The 19639-nt window shown below is 36.2% G+C and carries 22 protein-coding genes and 1 pseudogene; 5 read left to right on the top strand and 18 right to left on the bottom strand.

Annotated elements, in window-relative coordinates:
• Window positions 1-699: 699 nt before the first annotated feature.
• The 6 genes from ACIQ0C_RS15895 to yneA all read right to left on the bottom strand — a co-directional run bounded on the left by ACIQ0C_RS15895 (window position 700) and on the right by yneA (window position 5255).
• Window positions 700-915, bottom strand: a complete 216-nt coding sequence (locus ACIQ0C_RS15895; protein WP_034312934.1) for a YneF family protein — start codon at window positions 913-915, stop codon at window positions 700-702.
• A gap of 84 nt (window positions 916-999) precedes the next feature.
• A complete protein-coding gene (gene sirA / locus ACIQ0C_RS15890) occupies window positions 1000-1440 on the bottom strand; it encodes a sporulation inhibitor of replication protein SirA (RefSeq protein WP_402840776.1) in 441 nt (146 codons plus the stop codon).
• Window positions 1441-1737: 297 nt separating this feature from the next.
• A complete protein-coding gene (gene tkt, locus ACIQ0C_RS15885; RefSeq protein ID WP_403061602.1) occupies window positions 1738-3741 on the bottom strand; it encodes a transketolase in 2004 nt (667 codons plus the stop codon).
• A gap of 227 nt (window positions 3742-3968) precedes the next feature.
• Window positions 3969-4202, bottom strand: a complete 234-nt coding sequence (locus ACIQ0C_RS15880; RefSeq protein WP_063592970.1) for a DUF896 domain-containing protein — start codon at window positions 4200-4202, stop codon at window positions 3969-3971.
• 65 nt (window positions 4203-4267) lie between these two features.
• The gene (locus ACIQ0C_RS15875; protein ID WP_403061599.1) at window positions 4268-4924 is read right to left on the bottom strand and encodes a YneB family resolvase-like protein; all 657 of its coding nucleotides are present in this window, start codon (window positions 4922-4924) and stop codon (window positions 4268-4270) included.
• A gap of 19 nt (window positions 4925-4943) precedes the next feature.
• Window positions 4944-5255, bottom strand: coding sequence for a cell division suppressor protein YneA (gene yneA / locus ACIQ0C_RS15870; protein ID WP_402840766.1), 312 nt, complete (start codon window positions 5253-5255; stop codon window positions 4944-4946).
• A 155-nt stretch (window positions 5256-5410) separates the two neighbouring features.
• Here yneA and lexA point away from each other — a divergent pair, with 155 nt between their 5' ends.
• Window positions 5411-6034: a transcriptional repressor LexA gene (gene lexA / locus ACIQ0C_RS15865; RefSeq protein ID WP_048685959.1), complete on the top strand. Its 624-nt coding sequence runs from the start codon at window positions 5411-5413 to the stop codon at window positions 6032-6034.
• Window positions 6035-6645: 611 nt separating this feature from the next.
• Here the strand turns inward: lexA and ACIQ0C_RS15860 are convergent.
• Both ACIQ0C_RS15860 and ACIQ0C_RS15855 read right to left on the bottom strand, forming a co-directional pair.
• On the bottom strand, window positions 6646-8178 hold the full coding sequence (locus ACIQ0C_RS15860; protein WP_403062075.1) for an esterase/lipase family protein: 1533 nt from the start codon (window positions 8176-8178) through the stop codon (window positions 6646-6648).
• Between the two features lie 751 nt (window positions 8179-8929).
• On the bottom strand, window positions 8930-9154 hold the full coding sequence (locus tag ACIQ0C_RS15855; protein ID WP_402840762.1) for a helix-turn-helix transcriptional regulator: 225 nt from the start codon (window positions 9152-9154) through the stop codon (window positions 8930-8932).
• Between the two features lie 135 nt (window positions 9155-9289).
• Here ACIQ0C_RS15855 and ACIQ0C_RS15850 point away from each other — a divergent pair, with 135 nt between their 5' ends.
• Window positions 9290-9928: a LexA family protein gene (locus ACIQ0C_RS15850; protein WP_402840759.1), complete on the top strand. Its 639-nt coding sequence runs from the start codon at window positions 9290-9292 to the stop codon at window positions 9926-9928.
• Between the two features lie 1110 nt (window positions 9929-11038).
• On the opposite strand, the gene ACIQ0C_RS15845 is transcribed toward ACIQ0C_RS15850, so the two are convergent.
• Both ACIQ0C_RS15845 and ACIQ0C_RS15840 read right to left on the bottom strand, forming a co-directional pair.
• Window positions 11039-11728, bottom strand: a complete 690-nt coding sequence (locus ACIQ0C_RS15845; RefSeq protein ID WP_403061595.1) for an N-acetylmuramoyl-L-alanine amidase — start codon at window positions 11726-11728, stop codon at window positions 11039-11041.
• Between the two features lie 329 nt (window positions 11729-12057).
• Entirely contained in the window at window positions 12058-12834 is a 777-nt protein-coding gene (locus tag ACIQ0C_RS15840; RefSeq protein ID WP_403061592.1) for an alpha/beta fold hydrolase, read from the bottom strand.
• A gap of 181 nt (window positions 12835-13015) precedes the next feature.
• Here ACIQ0C_RS15840 and ACIQ0C_RS15835 point away from each other — a divergent pair, with 181 nt between their 5' ends.
• Both ACIQ0C_RS15835 and ACIQ0C_RS15830 read left to right on the top strand, forming a co-directional pair.
• Window positions 13016-13936 carry an aminoglycoside phosphotransferase family protein gene (locus tag ACIQ0C_RS15835; RefSeq protein ID WP_403061589.1) on the top strand — a complete coding sequence of 307 codons (921 nt, stop codon included), beginning with the start codon at window positions 13016-13018 and terminating at the stop codon, window positions 13934-13936.
• A 102-nt stretch (window positions 13937-14038) separates the two neighbouring features.
• Window positions 14039-14341, top strand: coding sequence for a CotD family spore coat protein (locus ACIQ0C_RS15830; protein ID WP_082196343.1), 303 nt, complete (start codon window positions 14039-14041; stop codon window positions 14339-14341).
• Between the two features lie 68 nt (window positions 14342-14409).
• Here the strand turns inward: ACIQ0C_RS15830 and ACIQ0C_RS15825 are convergent, their stop codons facing one another.
• Complete coding sequence (locus tag ACIQ0C_RS15825; protein WP_403061585.1) at window positions 14410-14871, bottom strand: GNAT family N-acetyltransferase; 462 nt, start codon at window positions 14869-14871, stop codon at window positions 14410-14412.
• A 27-nt stretch (window positions 14872-14898) separates the two neighbouring features.
• On the opposite strand from ACIQ0C_RS15825, the gene ACIQ0C_RS15820 reads away from it, so the two are divergent.
• Window positions 14899-15300, top strand: a complete 402-nt coding sequence (locus ACIQ0C_RS15820) for a hypothetical protein (protein ID WP_403061582.1) — start codon at window positions 14899-14901, stop codon at window positions 15298-15300.
• Window positions 15301-15910: 610 nt separating this feature from the next.
• Here the strand turns inward: ACIQ0C_RS15820 and ACIQ0C_RS15815 are convergent.
• The 7 genes and pseudogenes from ACIQ0C_RS15815 to ACIQ0C_RS15785 all read right to left on the bottom strand — a co-directional run.
• Window positions 15911-16048 (bottom strand): hypothetical protein, encoded by a 138-nt coding sequence (locus ACIQ0C_RS15815; RefSeq protein ID WP_403061579.1) that lies wholly within the window; start codon window positions 16046-16048, stop codon window positions 15911-15913.
• A gap of 112 nt (window positions 16049-16160) precedes the next feature.
• Window positions 16161-16343, bottom strand: a complete 183-nt coding sequence (locus ACIQ0C_RS15810; protein ID WP_100533861.1) for a hypothetical protein — start codon at window positions 16341-16343, stop codon at window positions 16161-16163.
• A gap of 388 nt (window positions 16344-16731) precedes the next feature.
• Window positions 16732-17004 carry a hypothetical protein gene (locus ACIQ0C_RS15805; RefSeq protein WP_403061577.1) on the bottom strand — a complete coding sequence of 91 codons (273 nt, stop codon included), beginning with the start codon at window positions 17002-17004 and terminating at the stop codon, window positions 16732-16734.
• A gap of 132 nt (window positions 17005-17136) precedes the next feature.
• Entirely contained in the window at window positions 17137-17502 is a 366-nt protein-coding gene (locus ACIQ0C_RS15800) for a CPCC family cysteine-rich protein (protein WP_403061574.1), read from the bottom strand.
• 388 nt (window positions 17503-17890) lie between these two features.
• Window positions 17891-18343 (bottom strand): GNAT family N-acetyltransferase, encoded by a 453-nt coding sequence (locus ACIQ0C_RS15795; RefSeq protein WP_403061571.1) that lies wholly within the window; start codon window positions 18341-18343, stop codon window positions 17891-17893.
• 39 nt (window positions 18344-18382) lie between these two features.
• Window positions 18383-18958: a histidine phosphatase family protein gene (locus ACIQ0C_RS15790; RefSeq protein ID WP_403061568.1), complete on the bottom strand. Its 576-nt coding sequence runs from the start codon at window positions 18956-18958 to the stop codon at window positions 18383-18385.
• Between the two features lie 480 nt (window positions 18959-19438).
• Window positions 19439-19639: pseudogene (locus ACIQ0C_RS15785) on the bottom strand (IS110 family RNA-guided transposase); the annotation flags it as partial.

The following is a 19639-nucleotide window of genomic DNA, read 5'->3' as shown; positions in this document are numbered from 1 at the left end:
CAGCTATGTTTGATCGATTTATTATTCAGTGAAATACCCACTTTTCGCTTTTATTATTGCCCAAGTTAATAAATACATTAAATTCACAATCAATGACAACGATTCAATTCTTTCTTCCTTCAGCTTTAGATTTTACTGAAACGAATTTTAACCTTTATAAATACAATAAAGCACTCGACCAATTCAGGTTAATTGGTTTAGTGCTAAAATAAAAAGATTAATAGAAAAGATTTTTTATTTTTTACATTTAGATTTCCATTTGATTTTTGATTCCCATTTGTTGTCTTTAAATTTACATTTGTGTTCAAATTTATGTTCACATATAGGAAGCCACACTTTACAAGTATCCTCAATGCATTTTTTTACAAAATCATTTATCATTCTATCCCCCTCCTTAATACTATATATGCATCTTTTTTGTAGAAAGTGTGGACAAGTATATTTTTTTCGTGTTAACTTTCCAATTAAAAAAACCCTCACATAGAATGAGGACTTACCTTACAATCAAAAACAAAAACCACCTTTACTGAATCATTCATTCAGAAAAAGTGGCTTAAGAAACAAAAATGAAAGATAAACCAAAATTTTATATAAAATCGGTGGAAGGATTCAGTCTAAATGGATCAACCATTTCGATATTATATAAAATTTTGCATCCAATCTTCCAAGAACATTGATATATCAAGGTTTCATGCTATCTTATTTTGTTTGTTGTTTATTCATGGCGCTCATCATTTGATTAATTTTCTTTTGGGATGGTTTCATACCCATTTGCATCATCATCATTTTCAACATCTGTTCGTTAATTGGCGGATTTTTCTTTAAGTAATCCATCATGTATTTACGAGCGATGAAAAATCCCAGCACTACTCCAGCAATCAATGCCAGTACGCCAACTAGAATGTAAACCCACATACTATTTCCTCCTTCGTGTTGTCTAACATCAGTGTACTAGACCAAAGGTTATTATACAATACCCGCTACCGAAAAGTCCCCCATTTAGACAAATTTTCTTTCTTTTATCGGTTTTAACCAGCCGTATTTTTCATGTTCAAAATCAATGGCCAAAAAACTCGCTTCATATTTTCGAATACTTTCAAAAAAAGCCGTCTCTGCCTCGTAATCTCCTTCAGCCTTAAGGGTAATGGAATCATTCTGAATGATTAAAACGGCTTTACTTGATCCGTTTGTTTTTTCTAAATAGTATTTTCCATTTTGAGTCCAATAATTCATCTTTTTTTGCAAACGTTGTTCTATAGCTAACTGCAACTGGATAGTCGGGACTTTTTTGGTGACATATTCGATTTGTTTTTGCAAAATACTCTTTAGTCTGCCCCTTGCTTGAATATACTCCAAAAACAAATTGAAAAATAGCTTTTCTCTTCCATAATAATGATGGGCAAATTCATCTTCGATTAAATAAATTTGATAGGTTCTCATCAGCCAATGCCTCCTAGCTTTCCTATTTTGTTACGAAAACATCTAACCACCAGGACCCTCTCCACTATTTTCCACCATTGATGTCTTTCCCCTTTAACTGACACATTTAAACGAAATTTATTTATTCTCATTATATATTGACAAACTAAAAAGATATGTTGTTTGCTGGAGAAATTTTCTTCTTTTTTTGTCGAATGGAAGATTTGCTTTAGAATATGAGCACTTTCAATATAAAATAGAATTGTTTTTGATAAAAAAACTGACACCAATCTAGTTGGTGTCAGTTCCGCATTACCGTTATTTAAGCATTTCCTTAACACGAGCAACTACATTTTCTACAGTGAAACCGAATTCCTTCATGATTTTACCGCCTGGTGCAGAAGCTCCAAAATGATTGATGGCCAATATTTCACCCTCATCACCTGCATAACGATCCCAGCCAAACGGTGAAGCCACTTCGATAGCTAAACGTTTTTTCACTGCGGGATTGATTACGCTTTGTTTATATTCTTTAGATTGAGTTTCAAATCGATCCCATGATGGCATGCTGATTACCGAAACATCAATTCCTTCGTTCGCTAAAGCTTTCTGTGCTTCCACAGCCAAGTTCACTTCGGAACCAGTTGCAAGAAGTAATGCATCGGCTACTTCTTTCTTTGAAGCAGAGATGATGTAAGCACCTTTTGAAACACCTTCATACGCTGTTTCGGAAGTACCTTTTATAGTTGGCAACCCTTGACGAGTCAGTACAAGAGCAGTTGGTTTATTTGTAGACTCCATAGCCACTTTCCAGGCTGCTGCCGTTTCATTGCCATCAGCTGGACGGATTACCCCTAGGTTAGGCATTGCGCGCAATGATGCCAATTGTTCGATTGGCTCATGAGTCGGTCCGTCTTCCCCTACAGCAATGCTGTCATGAGTGAACACATAATTAACAGGCAGTCCCATTAGTGCTGCCATTCTTATGGCAGGACGTAGATAATCAGAGAATACGAAGAATGTTCCTCCATAGACTTTTAATCCACCATGAAGTGCCATACCATTTAAAGCCGCACCCATAGCGAATTCACGTACACCGAACCATATATTACGGCCACTGTAATTACCAGGTAATAGATCTGTCTCACCTTTGATGGCAGTATTATTAGATCCAGCTAAATCCGCAGAACCCCCAATGAAGCTAGGGACCTTTTTGGCGATCGCATTCAGTACTTCACCACTTGAAGCACGGGAAGCTAATGTCTTACCTTCTTCATAGACTGGAATTTCCTGATCCCACTCAGCAGGCAGTTCACCTTTGATGGCAAGTTCCAATTGCTGTGCTAACTCAGGATATGCTTCTTTGTAATTTTTAAACAATTCATTCCACGCTTCTTCTTTTTGAGCTCCTGCATCAACAACAGCTTCATTGAAGTGTGAATACACTTCTTCAGGTACATGGAAGTCCTCTTCGAATGTCCATTTGTATGCTTCTTTTGTCAATTTCAGCTCATCTGCACCAAGAGGAGCGCCGTGAACAGCAGATTTACCTGAACGATTTGGTGAACCGTAACCAATAACCGTTTTCACTTCTATTAATGTGGGGCGTGCATCGTCGGTTTTCGCTTCTTCAATCGCTTTAGCAATTTCCTGAAGATCGTTCCCATCCTCAACGCGAATATATTGCCATCCATAAGATTTGAACCGGTCCGCTACGCTTTCACTAAATGATTGACTTAAGTCGCCGTCAAGGGAAATATCATTAGAATCATATAAAACAACAAGTCTTCCGAGTTGTAGATGTCCAGCTAATGAAGCGGCTTCTGCAGAAACACCTTCCATTAAATCTCCATCTCCACAAATGCTATATGTATAATGATCGACAACATTATAAGAATCACGGTTATAGCTTTCTGCCAAATGACGTTCTGCCATTGCCATTCCGACTGCCATTGCGATACCTTGTCCAAGCGGCCCAGTAGTTGCATCTACACCAGCCGTATGTCCGTATTCAGGATGTCCTGGAGTTTTACTGCCCCATTGGCGGAAGCTTTTCAAATCATCGATAGATAAGCCATATCCCGATAAATGAAGAAGGCTGTATAACAGCATAGACCCATGACCAGCTGAAAGAACAAAGCGATCTCTATTAAACCAATCAGGATTTTTCGGGTTATGGTTCATATATTCGGTCCATAGTTTATACGCCATCGGCGCTGCACCCATCGGCATACCTGGATGGCCTGAATTAGCCTTTTCAATTGCATCAATCGACAATGTACGAATCGTATTGATAGAAAGTGCATCTAATTTATCTAACATATCGTAAAACATCCCTTCCTGTAATGTACCTCTTTATATTATAGTGACAAGCATAATATCACAACTAAAATCACTATTTAATACCCCAATATTACAATTTTCTAGGAATAAGAAGTCTCCTATTTAGATTAAACTAAATAGGAGAATACATACATGAATGCACTCTCTTTTTACTCCAAAATGCCAAAGAATCCTCTAATGAATGTTCCATCAGAAGAATCCAAGCATTAATGTAAATTTCTTTTTTCTTTTATATTTTTTATCTTTTGAGGAGTGACGTCATTACCCTCTGGATCCACGACTTTCACATGCTCCAAAGTATCGGACATGGACTTTCTGAATGTTTCCAAATATTCACTTCTCAATTGGGTTTGCTCTTTCGCCTCAACTTCCGTCAAACCTTCGGCCTTTGCCTTTTTAGAAAGTTCATTTATACGGGCTATTTTTTCTTTTGATAACATAATCTCGCTCCTTCATATTCTGCGGATATTGTCATGGTATTAAAAAAAAAGCGAAATTACAAGTTCTATGATTTACTTTCCTTTGTATTCATTTGATGTTCGAGAAAACGCCTGTTCACAGTAGCCTTAGATACATTGTATCCAAAGCCCCTTAATGTGGCTGCGATTTCTGAGAATGTCAACCCATTGGCACGAAGTTTAATAATCTCTTCAATAGGAATCTCCATACGGTCCCTTCCAGTGGAATTCCTTTTGTTCTGAAGATTTTTTTGAGGACGGTACCCTTTTTCTACGGCTCTTATCATTCCGCGCTTTATTTTAAGATTATGTAGTTTCCTTTGATATTCTTCTACAATGCCGACTATCTGGATGACCATGGCATCCGAATCCGATAACTCCAGCTCCCCATCGTGTGAGAGCGTATAAATTTTCACATTTTCTTTAAGGATGACATGGAATAGGGCTATTTTGGCATTCCCTCTTCCCAGTCTTGTTTCGTCCTGGATTAATAGAACTTCAGCTTCTTTGGTTTTAAATAGTTCGAGCATGTCAAAAATGCCATCCCGATTCAACTCATAACCACTTGCCTGTTCTTTTATAATGGAGATAACTTCCACATCCATCTTTTCAGCCAATTTGACCAATTCATCTTCCTGCCTTGCCAATGATGTTTCCTGTGACTCTTTTTCGGTGCTGACCCTACAATAGATTACCGCCTTCATAATACCCTACCTTCACTACTTACTGATCACTGGCCAAATTCTGGACAAGTTCTTCCCCTTTAACCGGTATGACAATGACTTGACCAGGTTTTATCGAATCCGCCCTGACTCCATTATGCTCTTCTATCCAACCAATGAATTCTTTTTTTGTCAAATTCGATTCTTCATATTCTTCGGCAATTCCCCATAGGGTATCACCTTCACTTACTTCTATAGAAAGGAAATCTTTTTTTTGATCATTGTTCAGTGTACAAGAGAATAAAATTGAAAAGATGAATACTGATCCCGCTAATAGAATCGTATAAATATAATTTTTGTATAATTTTTTCATAATTATCCCTCCAAAGCGAATGTTCGTTCGTATGTTATGGTCAAATTATAATACGAACGTTTGTTTCAGTCAACAACAAAATTCGAACTTATGTTTGTATAGAGTTGGGCGCCATGCTATAATGTAGCAAAGAACATTGGGGAAGAGGTGCACAAATGACAAAACTATCAAAACGGCAGCAAGATATTCTTGATTTCATTAAAGAAGAGGTCCGCCAAAAAGGTTATCCACCTTCCGTACGGGAGATTGGCGAAGCAGTGGGACTTGCATCAAGTTCAACAGTTCACGGGCATTTATCCCGCCTGGAAAGTAAAGGCCTTATTAGACGTGACCCAACTAAGCCAAGAGCCATTGAAATAATGAATTTGGAGGAAGCGAACAATATTCCCAAAGCCAATGTCGTGAACGTGCCGTTACTTGGAAAAGTAACAGCGGGCATGCCGATAACGGCCATTGAGAACATTGAAGAATACTTTCCGCTTCCCGAAAGCATGGTTCCGCATGATGACCATGTATTCATGCTGGAAATCATGGGTGAAAGTATGATCGAAGCAGGAATTCATGATGGAGATTATGTCATCGTGAAACAACAAAGCAGTGCCAATAATGGAGATATCGTCGTGGCGATGACGGAAGATGATGAAGCCACTGTAAAACGATTCTTTAAGGAACCGGATTACATAAGACTTCAGCCTGAGAACTCAAATATGGAACCAATTATTTTACGAGATGTTTCGATTCTTGGAAAAGTAATAGGCTTATATAGACAAATACACTAAAAGCGCTTTCCGCGCTTTTTTTGTTTGTTTAAATTTATGTACCTTATTCTCTCAATATGCATATGGAAGAGTAGATATTGAAAATTTTTTAATAGAATCAAGTTTTCGTGGAAATTTAAACATCCTTTATAACGGATGAGAGTTATACATCGCCTTTCTGGTAATATGTACTTTTGAAAAAGCTCATCGAATAAAAAAAGAGTGGGTTAAAATCCCCCTCCCATTAAAATTCTTCACTCTTAATCATTGGTTCACTTTAATAAAGTTAAGATCGCCTCAGCCATTCCACTGTTGAATCTGCACTTGTTGAGAAATTTGCAAGAGTTGAAAACAAAAACCCCTTTTTTTCACAATATGCCCTGTTAAATTTTTTCTGGGATAAGGAGCAATTTTCTTAATGGCTGTTTCCTTGCTCGTTAGATCTCTGATTGCTATGCATAATTTCCAGGGAACCAACTTTTAAATATATCCATCTAACAAAAGTTATATAAATACTTCTATAAGGCTGTTCCATTTGCGTAATTACCATCACCCTATTTAACCCTAACATTTGGCACCTCCCTCATTTTTCATCCAAAAAAATGCCTTCTCAATTAAGAGAAGGCATTTCGCTATTTCTCAATATAGACCGAACGAATCAGCGTCCGGGTCCTTTCAGTACCATCCACATTTTTTTCCTTGACATCTATTGTTACATTATAAACACCTGACTTAGGTACTTCTGGAAGGGTACCAGTAAAATTTTCAGTATCCATTACCTTAATTGAGTTTTTTTCACTAATTTCATTACCGGTTTCATCTATCAGATGAACCAAAAATGTTGTGCTAATTGGTCTTTTTTTACCATTCATTGGATTCTTTATTAAAAACTTTGCATCTTTTTGCTTAACTTTACCGGCCATACTAAATGTAATGGGATTCTTTTCGTTAAATTGTGCTGTGAACAAGTAGGCGTCTTTTGGTGATTTAGTCTTCATTCGTACTTTCCAGTCACCAATTTCAAGGTTATTTCTATAGAATGACTGGATGGTTGCACCATTAAAAAAGGAAGTTTCCTTTTTGGCTGAATGGACCTTTAAGGACGGTGAATACTTTTTATTGGATGGAGAAATCAACTCAACCTCGACATCATTTGAGGCTGTATATATGCTTATATTACCTGGGGCCGCTTCATTTACATGGAAGCTTTGTTCGACCCAGACATTTTGTTTCAGGACATCACCCAGAACGGTTTGAGCAAGTGCGGTTGTAATGACATCATCTTCAACCCGTTCTTTATAATTGACATTATATTCAGGAATCCCAGCGGTTGAAGTGCTTCTTAAATAGGGTTCAATTCTTGAAAATACAGCTGAGCCAACTCGAATATTGTCGTGATCAAAGTTGGGATCCGTAAATAAATGTGTTGCATAGGGTATTTTTGTACTCCATACATTCACTAGTCCATCATTTTCCCCATATGAAGATAAATATTGTCCACCCATTGATAAGGCTGATAGAACTGGGCCTCTGTTCATACCTGCTACAGTGAAATATAAGTTTTTACGAGAGTTAACATGGTTATCCGTGACAGAACGAAATTCGGCCATTTTACCAACCTGTAAAGAATAAGTTCCCTCATCTTTTTGACCTAATAAGGAACCAAGCCAGCCCGCATACCAGCTATAAGCCAAATCAGCTAGATGAGAACCATGATGAGGGGAAGCTAAAGTAATCACCCGTCCAACATATTGGTGTGCTCCATAGTGTACTAGAGCCGCTTGGGTGTCTGGGCCCCCTTTGCTGTGAGCTATAATATTTACTTTTTCGCCCCCGAAATGGTTACTGATTTCTGAAAGCATTTGAGCTAAAAGCCTTCCATTAGCATATTGGCTCACTGATCCATTTCCAGCTGAGTCATGAAGCTGAACAAAAACCGTTTGGTAGCCTGCTTCATATGCTTTGGTATACATATCATTGACACCATGATACTCCGTTTCACCGTACCAGCTGGTTGAACTGCCGTTTTTCCCTTGAACAAACACGATCGGTGGTTTCTTTGTATCAAGATTGGAAGGAATACTTCCAAGAAACCAATCCCCTGGACTGAAAGTTTCGGAGGGCGGCTTCAATTTTCCTGCTGAGGAAATGTCTGGCTTAGCCATAATTAATATGGTTAGAATGAGGACAAGAAAAACGATATAATTGATTACATTCCTTTTCAATTGTTATCTCCTCCAATATCATGTGGAATATTTTTCGAACCCATCCAATTATCAATGCCCTCCTTCCCATCCCTTCATTAGTATATAATTGTACTTTTGCATACCATTACCTGCTATCCTCATAAAGATGGGAGAAAAAAACTAGAAGAAATTTCATTGAAAATGGAGATAAAGTATGAAGATTTGCCTTCAATTCATTTATGTATGAGATCTTTTCATTTAAGGAAGACGTACTTAGGGAGGAAATCGGAATGCACAATTCAAGAAAAAAAGAACAAGCCCTTATCCTGCAAAGGATAAGGGCTTGTTCTTCCAGATTAACTTTTTCCTTTGAATTTGCCATTGTCCAATTGCTCCTATTCATGGTGTTTTGAAGTCCGTCCTATACATTAAGTAAGTAAATAAATTTCTTTCACAGCAATTGGCTGTCATTCATTGGGACCTCAGTAGTATTTGCAGGCCCTTTTTTAAAGAACTCCCAAGAAGTTTGGATTTTTACTCCTTTTACTACAAACACGTATTTCACAAATGTGCTAATGGCAGCATATCCTATGCAACTTCAAAAGAATTAATTTCCCTTTCCACTTTGTTCACTTTCTTTCCATCATAACTTGAATCTTGTCTTATTGAAGTTAGGGTGCATGGATTCAAATCGCCACTATGTTGAAGAAACGCTGGTACAATTGAACTTTTAACTACATTTGAAGTGTAGTTGAGGGTCAAAAAAAATGATATCGTCGATCGAGAATCCTACACATTCAGCAAATAAATAAGCCTTATCGATTCTCAAAGGAATCTTATATTGCTCATAGTCAATGTAAGTCCTCTTGGCCATCTTCAGCACTTTAGCCATTTCATCTTGAGTTAATCCTTTATACTTCCTGGCTTGTTTAAGTGTAAACTTAACGCTTGTCATATCTTGTCACCCCCTATCTAAAAAAAATAATATCACACTTGAAGTATAGTTACCAACATTTTTTCGCAAAATTCACGCACTTTAAGTTTACTCGCTTTCACTCATAGTGTATATTCAAGTAAGAGGTGAAGAAATATGCACATCGGTGAACGGATCAAAATGTTAAGAAAAGAAAGAAAAATGACACAAGAAGATTTGGCAAATATATTAAAAGTGGCTCCTACGGCAGTATCAGCTTGGGAATCCGGACGGAATAAACCTTTAATGGATAAATTAAGCATGATGTCCACTTGTTTTGAAATACCGCTATCCCACCTCATTGAAGGAGCCCCTATCGTTAGAAATAATCCTGGAATGGAATTCCTAAACGAAAAGAACGTAAGATTAATTGGTGTCTACGGAAATATCACTGCTGGAGAGCCTAATTTCACCAACGAATATATAGAAGCCTATATGCCGACATTAAATTCGATGCTTAAATCGGATAAGGAATATTTTTTCCTTAGAGTGAATGGCAATAGCATGAATAAAGAATTCAGAGACGGATCATTGATTCTCGTTGAAAAAACAACCTACGTCGAAAACGGAAAAATTGGTGTGGTCTTGGTAAATGGTCACGATGCTACAGTCAAAAAAGTGAAGATCAATGAAGAAAACATCACACTCACTCCCTGCAGCACGGATCCTTTTTATGAAGAAAAAACCTATAACATCAAAAATGATAGAGTCCGTATTTTAGGAAAAGTGGTTCAAGCCATTAAAATATACGATTAATATCTAACTCGAGGGTTTCTTTACGGAAAGGAAAATAAAAGAATAATGGGCAACCATACATAGATTCAATTCCTTCAGTTCATCAACTAAATTGCTGTTGCATGTTAGGTACAAGCCATCATGGTTTGTGCTTTTTAGTATTGTTTTTTTATTTGTCTTTACAAAGAATCCATTTAAATGTGTGTCAGCCCGTAAAAAAAGGCATACCTTACATTATAGTGAGTGGAATAATTCATTGCAAAATTATCCATTTGGAAACCAAGATACCGTAATACCCCCAGGGCATTATGCCTATACGAACAACTTCCCGCAAACGATGAAAACTTTATCACCAACTTATACAATTCCTACAGAATCAGTTTTCTTTGACCATCTACTGATGAATTCAGGAAAAACGATCATTTTCGTAACTAACCGGAATCGCTATTGATCACCTTCAATTATCTATCGGTGATTTAAAATATATCATATCCGTTATCCCCAGATTACTTATTTCATTGAGTGAATGTATTTGGAAACTATCAGTATATTTTCCTTTCATGCAAAAGAATAAAATTGTTTATATTGGGCAATAAAATTATCATAATTTTTAATATTCGGTTCACAACCTCATATAAGAATCTTATAATTGATGATAAGTATTTGCCTCTGTAGCTCTAGAAGGGAAGAGCGCCGGAAAACATTGTAGCCACCGGGTCGCAAGGTAAGGGTTTCAGAAGCACCGAAAAGCAATTACGCTGAGGCAGGTGAAATTCCTGCCGGTGAAAATCCGTAGGGAAGCGTGTTCCCCCCTAACCTATGCTTACGAAAGGAGTGCGGGTTCGAATCCCGTCAGAGGCTTGTTTCCTGAAAACTGCGATTATATATACTCACAGAAAGTGACTCCCATTTGCACAAGTCCTCTTTTGCCAACTGTGTAAATTATTTGCCCCTTACACTTCTACCGCTATTATCGAAGTAATGGACCGAATCAGGATGGCAGAATGTATATGGTTATTTCATTACATGCATATTCCTGAACCAAAAAAGCCCCTCTCTTTTTGAGAAGGGCCTACTGCGTGGTTTGCTTCTGGAAGTTATAAATAATTTAACCAGTCAATTATTAATTATTCATTTCACCCGCAATTTCTGGTTTACTGTTATGGTGTACTGACTGTCAAGACCGTTCCAATCTTTAATTTGCTGAACCGTACTGCCATAAGTAATGCTTAAGGAATATACTGTATCCCCACTAACGACAGTGTGGTATACAGCTGTACTTTTTTTTGTAAGATTGAAGCATTTAACTAAACCGTTTACATGTCCGCGAGCCAGTGATTCGATAAAGGATGACGTTTTCAATTTGGCTGCGTCATTGACATTATCGATAAATCCATTTTCAGTCAGGAGTGCAGGCATGTCCGTTTCACGGAGTACATGTAAATCTCCTGTTTTTTGTCCCCTGTCCTGGATGTTGATAAGCTTCATGACCTCTGAATGAATATGATCTTGATACGTTTTCGTTATCTGGTTTGTGGACGTATAAATGTAATCCTCGTACCCGGTTCCGCCGCCGGCATTAATGTGGATGGAGAGATAAAAGTCAGCTCCCCACACGTTCGCTGCATTCGTACGATCGTTTAAGGAGGGGTAGGTATCTTGGGTCCTGCTCATTTTCACAGAAACGTTATTATATTCTATTAATAAGATGTCTTTGATTCGAGTTGCAATGGATAAAGTTAAATCCTTTTCTCTCAATCCATTCCCCACCGAGCCTGGATCCGTACCGCCATGGCCGGGATCAATAAATACTTTTACCATTTCTATCACCTCTATTAATCTTATGTTACGTATTAACAAATGCTTGTACACATAACTATCGGATTAAAGAAATTTCAAAATAATATAGAATTCTACTTCTTGGCTGCAGTTCCAAAAAAAAATACACCCTTAAAGGTGTTATGGCATTATATGATGACAGTTGCACAATGGGCGAGAATTTCTTGAAAAAGACTTCTTCTTTTTTTTCACTTTCACATCAGGAGTTTTTTGGGAGAATAAGCCATCTTTAAAACAAAGGGATGGAAGGAGATAGAGAGATTTAAAAAAAGTCAACTTTAACAAAAATACTTTTACAAAAAGCTTTGAATTTATCGGTTTAGGTATGTTTTATTTGGTGCTTCTGCACATTCTTTGATTGAGTCAATCACTATATTCGGTTCCGATAATTGCGGAAAATGTCCACTTTTTTCAGCGACAATGTGTTTGCTGTTTCTTGTCAATGAAAGTAATTCCAATTGATTCTCAAGTCGTTTTTTTCGAACTTCCTCAGGCATCATTCGATTTTCTTGTCCCCCAGTAATGACATATACAGGTATTTCGGGAAATGTATCAGTTTGATGGATTTGATCAACAGTTTTTTCCACAAAATTAACTTCATTGAATTGTTGATGTGAAGACAAGGAATCAAACAGCTTGAACAGCTTATTAATGGTTTTTACTGCCTTGCCTTGATATTCATTAAGGCTGCTATCTTTCGTGGTACTGGGTTCTAAAAAAACAATTCCCGCCACTTCATTTGGGTATAGGCGAGCATATAAATTAGCATATAGGCCGCCTAGCGAATGTCCAACCAATAAGAATGGAGGTTCAAATCCCACGCTTGTTAAAACTTCACGTAAAGTGTTAACAATATTAAACCCGTCTTGGCTTTCCTTAGGTTTATCACTGCCAGCAACACCAAAACGATTATAGGAAAATACTGATGATGACTCCGAAATTGCCGGCAGTATTTTCATCCAACCCTCTATCGGGCCAGAACCACCGTTAATCAAAACTATATTTGGTTTGCCGTTTCCACTAATATTATATTGTAGCGTCCCTTTTAGAGTTTCCACTTTATATTTTTCTATTTTCAATGTCAGCACACCTCACTTTGTTTAGATTACTTTACGTGTGTAACAAGCTAGGGGTTTCATTTATAAAAAATGCTGAATGGATTCTTTGAATTTTTTTCGAAAGCTATAGAAAAACTGTACACTTATCCTATGGATAATGTGAACTTTAAACCCTAAACATTGTACGGGATTTTAAAAGGAGAAAGATCGTATGATAAATATATATGGAAAATTTGAACAATTAGTTAAAAAGTTGGATCAAGGAAACAAGCTAATTCGTGCATGGGAATTAATAGGCGGAATTTCTGCACAGGTGACAGGACTGGAAATATTACAATCGTCAGGGCGGATCGTAAAAATGATCGTTCGTCAGCATGGTGATAAAGACTTGAAACGGAATCCAAATATTGCAGCAAATGAACACAAGCTCTTAATGATATTGAAAGCTGCCGGCTTGCCTGTACCAATGCCATATTACTTCGAGCAATCCTGCGAGATTTTTTCCAAGCCATGCTTACTTATCGAGTTTATTGAGGGTAAGTCAGAATTCACGCCCTCAAATCTTAATGATCATATCTTACAATTGGTAATCAATCTAGCAAAAATACACCGTGTTGATTGTGCGAAACTAGCTTTATCATTCCTGCCTAAATTAGGGAATACATATATCGAGATGTTAAATGATAAAGATAGGGTAATCCTGGACGAAACATTAAATCTTAGCTTGATTAGAGATTTGCTAAAATCTTTCATGCCATTACGTTCCATGAATAAGGAAGTGATCCTTCATGGCGATTATTGGCCAGGAAATATATTATGGAAAGAGGATAAACTAGTTTCCATAATTGATTGGGAAGACTCAGGCTTAGGGGACCCTTTGGCTGACCTTGCCAATAGTCAACTCGAAATTTTATATCATTTTGGGATGCAAGCGATGAATGACTTCACCAATCAATATAAATTCATGATGCCGGAGGTGAATTTTACAAACTTACCCTACTGGCAATTATTTGCCGCCTTACGGTTATCTACATTTCCTGAATGGGGCTTGGAAAAGAGCAAGGAAAATAAATGGCGGAAAAGACACAAGTCATTTGTTCGTCAAGCGATTGCCCAAATTCGTTCAAATTAGTGTTTAATCAATATATTTGATAAAGGCATTTATACCAGTCCCTTTATCATTTATTATCATAAACTAATAATGACTTTCAAAAAAAATCCAGGAGGTGTTTAAATGTATAATAAGCCCTGGGGGCATCCGAAAGGCGGTCAATGTCCACCACAATATTGCCCACCTCACAGAATGCCTACTCAATATAATCCATCTCAAACCTCCCCGACCAAGCAATATGTTAAAACCAATGTCATTAACACTGTGATTCCAGTTTTTCACCCGACACATACAACTACCGTGAATAAACACTTCAACACATATATACCGCATACCCGAAGTATCGTGAAAGAGTGTTATTCCCAAAGCTTTGTTTGTGGAGTTCCTCAACCCCCCAGTTATTCGAGGAGAATGTTAAGATATTAATTAAAAAACCCCCGAATCGGGGTTTTTTTATTAATTCCTTCAACCTCTTGAATTGTCTTACAAAGGATTTACAACTGTCTAAATGCAAACTCCCTATACTTTTTAAAATTTTGTTTCTTATAAAACTCTTTTGCTGCTATGTTTTCAAACCAATAATCCAGTTCAATTAAATCTATATCATTCTTTTTAGCAATTTCATAGACCTCATTCATTAGTTTTTTACCGTAGCCTTTATTGGCCTGACTTTCAACGATACTAAGCTGATGCACATATACTGATTTATACTCATTTTTAAAAGCACTTTCAGGATAGTTTTTAATTTCAATCCATGCGTAACCGATTGGTACTTCATGATCTTTTATAACTAGAAAAACAAAACTGTTATTTTTAACCAAACTTTTGAAGGTTTCTTTCATTGCATTATAATTATATTCCTTAAAATACTTAGGATATAGTTTTGCATGCAAATTGTGAACATTTCGATTTAATTTTGCAATTACTTCATGATCCCAGGTTTGAATAACATTCATAATTATCCCCCTGTCTATACCCTGTGAATGTTTACATTACGAACCAAGCAACGTCCACATTCCAAAGTACAATTTAATAAACATTATGTCAATCTTGTAAAGGCACTAAAATGGTGGCGCCGAATTGACGATCCTGAAGGAAAACAGCCGAAAAGTTCCCCATTAGAACATCTGATTGGTCAAAGTTTTCCTGAAGCAATAGATTCCGTTGCTGAAGGAATTATGCTCACCTTGGAGAAATTGTTGCTAATTATCAAGCGAAGCCGAAAATGCCAGATCATGGGGTTCCTGAACATGATGTTTTCGATAGACTATCAGGAACAAGAATATGAAGCTTTTTACGAGAGAGTAAAAGAAGTTGCTAATATGGGCCGAGAAGCGCTAGATGCCGAAACAGTATTTGAGAGTGCAACAGCTTGGAGAAAGTAAGGCACCCGTTAGCTGAATAACAAATGCTTTATTTAACTAAACTCAAGTTCATCATTTCTGATATTTTGTATTTTGTATTGCCCACAAAACCCAAAAAACCATAATTAAATGAATAAAAATTAAATTCAAGGTAATTCTTTCATTCAAAATAATTGAAATAACATCATTGACAATTAAACTAACTAAAGTTAATAAAACACCTATTAACAATGCATGAACAGATAGTTTTAATATCTTCACTTTTGAAAAGCTTAATAAATTTATTATTTTATCTCACTCCTTAAACAGCATCATAAGCATATATAATTACCAATAGTCCAGATCTTCTGCTAACGCACCCGTTAGCCATCCATGAAGCGCAAAAATCAGCGCTTCACCACAGAGAATAAAAATGGTTCAGAACCGTCAATACTAATTCTACGGCTGGGAGAGGAAGGTCGATGAACTATGGTGCCTTTGAGCCCATCCGTTAGTCTGACTCCGACGACCACGGTGTACCACCGACTGTCGTACCCTTTATGGGTAGCACACATTATCAATTGTCTTTTCTACATTTTCTAAAGTAGGATTTACTTTTTGTAAATCTTCAAGAAAATTTATAGTTTCCTCCTTACTTTTTTAGGATATACTCTCTAGCTTCATCGATCTTGTCATTTTGTGGTTCAGGGGTCTCAGCATTAGCAAAAGAAGCAGAAACACCACCTACCATAACAAGGGTCATCATTGACATACATACTTTTTTAAACATAAATAGCCTCCTAGTTTTTAACATACTATTATAGTATAAATCAAAGAACTAAAAAATCTTACTTTTATGTAAAATAAAGTGAGATTTAGATGGATGATGTACTATTTTCTTATTAATTGTTTTGTTGTTTTTTTGTGTAATAATAATAAGCAAGATAACCTATTAAAAAGATTAGTGCTGCTAATGCTCCAAGGAAGATTGCTGGTAATAAAAAAGATGTTTTCTCAATTACAAAATAAAGAATAAAAGCACTTATAAAATACAGGGAAAGAAAAATCATAATTTTTCGATACATTTAAGTTCCTCCTTTGGTCAAAAGATTTTAGAATGAAATTTATTATTTTAATGGAGGTTTTATCTTTACCAACCTACCATTGCCTTAAATCCACAATAAAATCCCTTTCATTTACAATTTTAATTAATTCTTACTAAAATACAACTTCTAATAGGAGTCCTACCATAAGCCCGAGTCCAAAATTTCGTTCTAGGGTACTACAAAACTTTAAATTGATGGCAATGTGTAGACCCCTATAGTAAATTTTCTTCTTTTATTTTTAATCTTTTCAATATCTTGTTTGTATTATTAACATATAAATATCATTTCTTATGGAACTAACCTGCCCAGATAGTTCCATAAAAAAAAGAGCTGATGATCAGCCCCTAATATAAAAAATAACGCATCGTTAGTTCATTAATTTGTCTATACCCATTCCACAAAACATTATCGTTAGGATGAACCAAAATATATATTCTTTTTTTAAAACAATATAGTTTTCAATTCCTGTTAGAAGGGTGATTATTCCTGCAATTAATCTTAAAATTCCAGAGTAAAAATACTCTATACTGTCATAAGATTGGAAATATAATATTACTGCTAAGATTATCAATGCCCACTGTATAAACAGAATAGGTTTATTTCTGTCTTCCCAAAATTCTTTTCTCAAAAATGAACGCATTATTTTATCTCCTCCATCTAAATCAAAGTCTACTCGTATTATATACTGTAATGAACTAACCTTCCCCGATAGTTGCACAAAGAAAAAGCTGCCTTAAAGACAGCTCCGGTCTTCTGCTAACGCACCGTTAGTTCATTTAGAGACTTCTAATAAAACCTTCTCGTAAGACTTTATTTTGTTCCAAAGTGCCTTATATTCTAACGAATCTGGTTCACACTTGCCTAATTCAACGAACGCACTTATTAAAGACTTTTTTGCTTCAATTTCTTTATCAGTTTGAGTAAATATATTTCTTCTATCTCTATACATAATGAGATTTTCTTTAAAATTTCTTCTTGCTTCTGTAAGAGAGGAATCCCCATTTGGACCACCCCAAACTTGATTTGCATATGGATCGTCTTGTCCATCATCTTCCCAATTACAAAGTTCACATATATCATAAATCCCACGCTCTTCCAATGTTGGAAAGCCACAACAAGGACACTTTTCACGTTGCACTAAAAATCCCACCCTATTACCTTTGCTTTTTATCTAGAATAAATCCAATAGTTTCCACTAAAATCACTAGAAAGATACCTATACAGGCAGTAACTATGCCTTCTGTTTTGTCTTTTGCATAAAAACAAATATATGTATTAATAGAGAAAAAAATTAATAACTTTGTAACGAAGTAATTGTATTTATTGCTCTCACAGTAAATCACATTCCTTAATGGTGAATTAACGATATTAAATTAAAATTATTTGAACCTTTAAGAAAATAATAACAATAAAGAGTAATTATTCATAAGTGTAAAATAATCCATTTCTTTATGGAACTAATCTGCCCCGTTAGTTCATTAAGAAAAGCGATTATTGAATAATCGCTAACCTGAAACATGATTATTTTAGTTATTGCTCTCATAAATTCTTGAACTACTTCCCCAAGGATGGTATCCGTCACCTATATAAGTAAATCCGTATTTTTCATAGTATCCAATGTGGTCAGTACAAAGGAAAACTTTATTGAATCCTGGTTTTTCAGCATCAGCTTTAGCACGTTTAAGTAGCTCTTTGCCTAAAGACCTACCACGATAACTATTTTCAATATAAAGGGCACATATCCAAGGCCATAAATCCATACGACTAATAAAATCATTGCTAATAAGACCTGCGCAGCCAATAACTTCACCAGAATCCTCCATTAAATACCAAATAGGAAATGGACTATCCGTTGTTATGCTGTGTGTAATACAGTCCTCATATACTTTCATACTGTTTTCGTTTGCCCATTTGCACTGAAAATACTTTATTGCTTTTTCTTTATACTCTGGATGTTCTCTAACACTAATAATTTGCATAAGACTTTCCCTTCAAGTATCTTATTTGCGCGATACTTACTAGAGGATCACGCTACACCCATTCATTTTATCTTCATCCCATATACGTTCCAAGATCACTTCATTATTAATACAGTTTATTTGAAAAACGTCAGGATTACTAAGGTTTTCCCAACTCTCAAAATCAAAGTCACGATTATAATTCTTTAAAAGTAAGGATATTATATTTCCGTGACTGACGATTACTGTGTTTTCAGTCCCACTTTTAAAGACTTCTTCTACAACATCTACGATTCGATTCATCGCTTCTTGGCTTGACTCTCCTCCTTCATATTTTAATTCCATATCATTAAATGTTGCTTTTAGTTTTTCATACCAATCAGGTAAGTCCGTTGTGCTTAGTGTTCGTTCTGAGAGGCGTTCATCAATCTCTATTTTAATATTTGTTTTCTCACTTAATGGTTCTACTGATTGAATAGCACGCAAAAAGGGACTCGATATTATTCGGTCAATTTTTGCATTACTGAAGAAATCAACTAAATATTTCGCTTGTTTCGAACCTTTTTCTGTTAATTGAGATTCCGAAGGTTGCCCCTGTGCTTCACAATGTCTGACAATGTAAATCTTCTTTTTCATACAGATCCTCCCACATAAGTAGTAAATACTAGTTTCTATATTTCTCGATAATTTTCCTCTTGAACTCCCTCAGTTTGATGCGAATATCTCTCGAATGCTCACTTATTCGCAGGATTTCATAACCCTTTTAATTAGACTTATGGGTAAATGAAATGAGTTCAGATCAGTTAGGCTTCGTGAAGGCATAGTTAAATAAAGGAGTCAGTTATCACTCCATATTTTACCATATAATGTACATCTCCACGCCGCCCCTGGAGGCTTTCCCTCCCATGTCTCAACGGGTCAATCGCCCTCTCATTCCTTCGTCATGCCTATCCAAGGGGTGGAAGGCCAGTTATGCTAACCTGATGGGTCACAGTGCCCTTTTGTTCAAGAAACCTGGTACTCCGTACATATTTGAAATCCTACGAATAAGACAACATTCAAAATTAAAGTTGACTATTATAAAATGATACTTTTTATATAACTAATGTTTTATTTCTATGCTGCTAAAGGGATTGATACTTGGACTTTTTTTGGACAATAAGACTCGTTTCGTCGTGCTATTCCTACAAAAATCCTTGCTAGTTTACCTATCAGTTTCATGATTGATTTCATTTTCTTTATCTTCTTTACCTTCACATTATGGGAATGGACGGCTTTAAACTCAGGGTTATTCATCACAAGGCTCATAGTTGCTAA

The sequence above is a fragment of the Peribacillus sp. NPDC096448 genome (assembly GCF_044762675.1).
Lineage (GTDB): Bacteria > Bacillota > Bacilli > Bacillales > DSM-1321 > Peribacillus > Peribacillus frigoritolerans_B.
The sequence above is the reverse complement of the archived record's forward strand: the minus strand, read 5'-3'. Positions and strand labels throughout refer to the sequence as shown.